The sequence below is a fragment of the Nocardia tenerifensis NBRC 101015 genome, from assembly GCF_000308715.1.
Lineage (GTDB): Bacteria > Actinomycetota > Actinomycetes > Mycobacteriales > Mycobacteriaceae > Nocardia > Nocardia tenerifensis.
In genome coordinates, this window is the sequence record NZ_BAGH01000437.1 from 1 (window position 1) to 539 (window position 539).

The window sequence follows — 539 nt, forward strand, 5'->3', positions numbered from 1 at the left end:
GGCGGCGTCACCGTCATGTCGACACCCAGAACATTCGTGGAGTTCAGCAGACAGCGTGGGCTGTCACCAGACGGACGATGCAAGGCATTCGCCGCAGCCGCCGACGGAACAGGCTGGGGCGAAGGCGTCGGGCTCCTTCTCATAGAACGTCTTTCGGACGCACGCAAAAACGGTCACCCCATCTTGGCGGTCCTGCGTGGTTCCGCGATCAACCAAGACGGCGCCTCCAACGGACTCACCGCACCCAACGGACCCGCCCAACAACGCGTCATCCGACAAGCCCTCACCAACGCCGGACTCCAACCACACGACATCGACGCCGTCGAAGCACACGGCACCGGAACAAAACTCGGCGACCCCATCGAAGCACAAGCACTACTGGCCACCTACGGACAACACCGCCAACAACCCCTCTGGCTCGGCTCCATCAAATCCAACATCGGCCACACCCAAGCCGCCGCAGGCATCGCCGGAATCATCAAAATGATCAAAGCCATACAACACGGCACACTCCCCCGCACCCTCCACATCGACAAACC

Annotated in this window: 1 protein-coding gene; it reads left to right on the plus strand. The window is 61.6% G+C overall.

Going from position 1 to position 539, the window contains the following annotated elements; translation table 11 throughout:
• On the plus strand, positions 1 to 539 hold a 539-nt coding region (locus ON39_RS33840; RefSeq protein WP_040740317.1), incomplete at both ends, for a beta-ketoacyl synthase N-terminal-like domain-containing protein.